Annotated in this window: 1 protein-coding gene; it reads right to left on the reverse strand. The window is 73.2% G+C overall.

Features of this window, described 5'->3' with window-relative positions; all coding sequences use genetic code 11:
- Positions 1-3569: non-ribosomal peptide synthetase (locus tag G4D87_RS35415; protein WP_163787136.1), on the reverse strand; the 3569-nt coding region annotated here is incomplete at both ends.

Genomic DNA, 3569 nt, shown 5'->3' on the forward strand with positions numbered 1-3569 from the left:
CTCCAGCACCACCCCCTGGACCAGAGGCCCCTCCAACCGCAGGCGCCCTTGCGCCGCGTCGGCGTGCCGAAGCAGCGCCGCCGGCTGTTCGGATTCAGGCACGGAGGACAGGTCCACGTGAGCCACCGTGACGGCCTCTCCTGGCGCGGAGGCGGACTGGTGCCAGCCCTCGTCACCGGGAGCGAAGCGCAGCCGGAGCGCGTCATGGTGTTCCAGCAGGTGCCCCAGCGCCCGCTGCAACAGCGCGGCGTCCAGCGGCGCCTTCGCCTCCAACAGCAGGGACATGTTCCAATGGTGCGCATCCTCCAGCGCCAGCTCGAAGAACCAGTGCTGGATGGGGGTCAGCGCCACGGGCCCGGTGATGGGGCCTTGCTCGGCCTGCACCGCGAGGCGCGTCCCCGCGACCGCCGCGAGCCGCGCCACCGTCGGATTCTGGAACAACTGCTTCGGCGACAACTCGATGCCCGCCGCGCGCGCCCGGGTGACGATTTGCAGGCCCAGGATGGAATCACCGCCCAGCTCGAAGAAGTCGTCGTGGATGCCCACGCGCTCCACCGAGAGGACGTCGCGCCAGAGCGCCGCGAGGGTCTCCTCCACCTCCGAGCGCGGCGCCGCCACGGGCCCTTGCGCATCCGCCGAGGGCCGCTCCGGCGTGGGCAACGCCCGGAAGTCCACCTTGCCGTGCCGGGTGCGTGGCAGCGCATCGAGCGGGACGAACGCCGAGGGGACCATGTACGGCGGCAGCCGGGACATCAGCCACGCCTTCAAGGCCGCGGCGTCGGGTGCGCTGTCCGCGCCCTCCCGCGAAGGCACGACGTAGGCCACGAGGCGGCCAGGGCCACGCCCGTCCACACGCGCCATGACGGCCGCGTCCTTGACCTGGGGGCTCGCGAGCAGCGCGGCCTCCACTTCACCTGGCTCGATGCGGAAGCCCCGCACCTTCACCTGCCGGTCCACGCGGCCCACGAACTCCAACGCTCCGTCCGCGCGCCAGCGGGCCACGTCGCCCGTGCGGTACATGCGGGCGCCCGGACGTCCATCGAACGGGTCCTCCACGAAGCGCTCGGCCGTCAGCGCGGGCTGGCCCAGATACCCTCGCGCCACCCCCGCGCCACCCACGTACACCTCGCCGGGGGCCCCCTGCGGCACCAGGTTGCGCCGCGAATCCAGCAGGTACACCCGCGCCCCCGGCACCGCGCGACCAATGGGCACGCGGCCCGGTGCGTCCGCGCGAACCCGGTGCACCGTGCTCCAAATGGTGGCCTCCGTGGGGCCGTACTCGTTGAACAAGGGGACCGAGGGCAGCGCGTCGTGATGCGCTCGCGTGAGCTCCACCGGACACGCCTCGCCGCCCACGCTCACCGCGCGCAGGCTCGGCAGGCCGCCCGGAGGCGCCGCCGCGAGCACCTGCCCATAGAGGGCGGGCACGGAGATGAAGTGCGTGACCTCCGAGCGCACGACCCGCTCCGCCAGCCTGCGTGGGTCCTCGCGCTCCTCCGCCTCCGGGTAGCGCAGCGTGCCGCCACCGAACAAGGACCACAGCAGGCCCGCAAGCGAGGCATCGAAGGTGAACGGCGCCAGGGACATGACCACGCCCGGCGCGCCGTAGACCTCGTGCCGCGCGAGCGTCGCGGACACCAGCTGCCGGTGCTCCATCACCACCCCCCGCGGCGTCCCCGTGGACCCCGACGTGTAGACGACACACGCCGCGTCGTCCGCGGCCGGGGCGCTGGGCGGCGCCTCCAGGCTGGCGGGCACGGAGTCCAGGAGGAGGACCTCCGTCCCCTCGCGCGTGGGCACCCGGGCGCGTGAAGCCTCCGTGGTGAGCACCCCGCTGGCTCGCGTATCCGCGAGCAGCCCCGCGAGGCGCTCCATCGGGTGGTCCAGGTCGAGCACGACGGCCGCCGCCCCCGCGCGCATCACGCCGAGCAGCCCCACCACCACTTCCGAGGGATGTGCCAGCGCGAGCGCCACGATGGCCCCCTGTCCCACGCCTCGCGCCGACAGGTACCCGGCGATGTGCCCCGACCGTCCGGCCAGCTCGCGATACGTCATCGCCTGATGGCCGTCCTCCACCGCCACCCGGTCCGGCGTGCGCGCCACCTGCGCCAGGAAGCGCGCCGGGACGCTGTCCACCGCCGCGACGCCAGGCAGCGGCGAGGCGTTCCACTCCACCAGCAACCGTTGGCGCTCGGCCCCGGTCAGCAGCTCGAGCTGCGACAGCCGCAGCTCCGGCGCCGCCGCCACCGCCTCCAACAGGCGGAGCAGGTGCCCCGCGAGCCGCGCGATGGTGTCCGCGTCGAAGAGGTCCGTGTTGTATTCGATGCCGCCGCTCAGGCCCGCTGGCGTCTCCGCGAGCTCCAGGGTCAGGTCCAGCTTGGTGGCCCCCGTGTGGACGGGCCGGCCGCGAAGCTGGAGCCCCGCCAGCGACAGCTCCGGCGTGGGCGTGTTGTGGAGCACCAGCATCGTCTGGAAGATGGGCGTGTGGCTGAGGTCGCGCGGGACGTGCAGCGCCTCCACCAGCTTCTCGAAGGGCACCTCCTGGTGGGCGAAGCTCTCCAGCGCGGTCCGGCGCACGCGGCCCACCAGCTCCGCGAAGGCCGGGTCGCCAGCCAGGTCCGCACGCAGGGCGATGGAGTTGATGAAGCACCCCATCAACGGCTCGACCTCCGGGCGGTTCCGGCCGGCCACCGGCGTGCCCACCGCGAAGTCCTCCTGCCCCGAGTACGCGTGGAGCAAGGCCTGCCACGCGGCCATCAGCACCATGAAGGGCGTCGCCCCCACCCGCCGGCCCACGGAGGCCAGGGCCTCGGTCAGCGGGCGCGGGAGGGTGACGGCGCGCCGCTCGCCCTCGTAGGTCTGCACCGCGGGACGAGGCCTGTCCGTTGGAAGCTGGAGCACGGGCACGCCCGTCAACACCTCGCGCCACCAGTCCTGTTCGGACTTCAGCGCGGGGCCCTTCATCCACTCCAACTGCCAGACGGAATAGTCCGCGTACTGCACGGGCAACGCGGGCAGCGCCGCGGGCTGGCCCGTCTTCGCGGCCTCGTACAAGCGGGCTACCTCGTGCACCATCACGCCAGCGGACCAGCCGTCCGAGATGATGTGATGGAGCGTGAGCAGCAGGACGTGCTCGGTGTCGCCCCGCCGGAGCAACATCGCCCGGAGCAGCGGCCCCTGCTCCAGGTCGAAGGGACGGCGCGCCTCTTCACGGGCCCAGCTCGCGACGACGTCCTCGCTCGCCCCCTCCGCCACGAGCAAGGGGATGGGAACCTCCAACGTTGGCGCGATGACCTGCACCGCGTCCGCGCCCACCTGGGCGAAGGTGGTCCGGAGCGCCTCGTGCCGGGCCACCACCGCATTGAACGCCTGGGTCAGCGCCGCCACGTCGAGCGCGCCGCTCAGCATGAACGCGACGGCGTTGTTGTAGGCGACGTTCCCCGGCTCCAACCGGTCCATGTACCAGAGCCGCTGCTGTGAGAACGACAGCGGCAGCGGCCGGTCTCGCGACACCACGGGGATGGGCGGCGGCCCCTGCCGTGCCTTCGCGGCGGCGCCCGGCATGGCGG

This window comes from Myxococcus vastator, assembly GCF_010894475.1.
In the GTDB taxonomy this organism is placed as follows: Bacteria; Myxococcota; Myxococcia; order Myxococcales; family Myxococcaceae; genus Myxococcus; species Myxococcus vastator.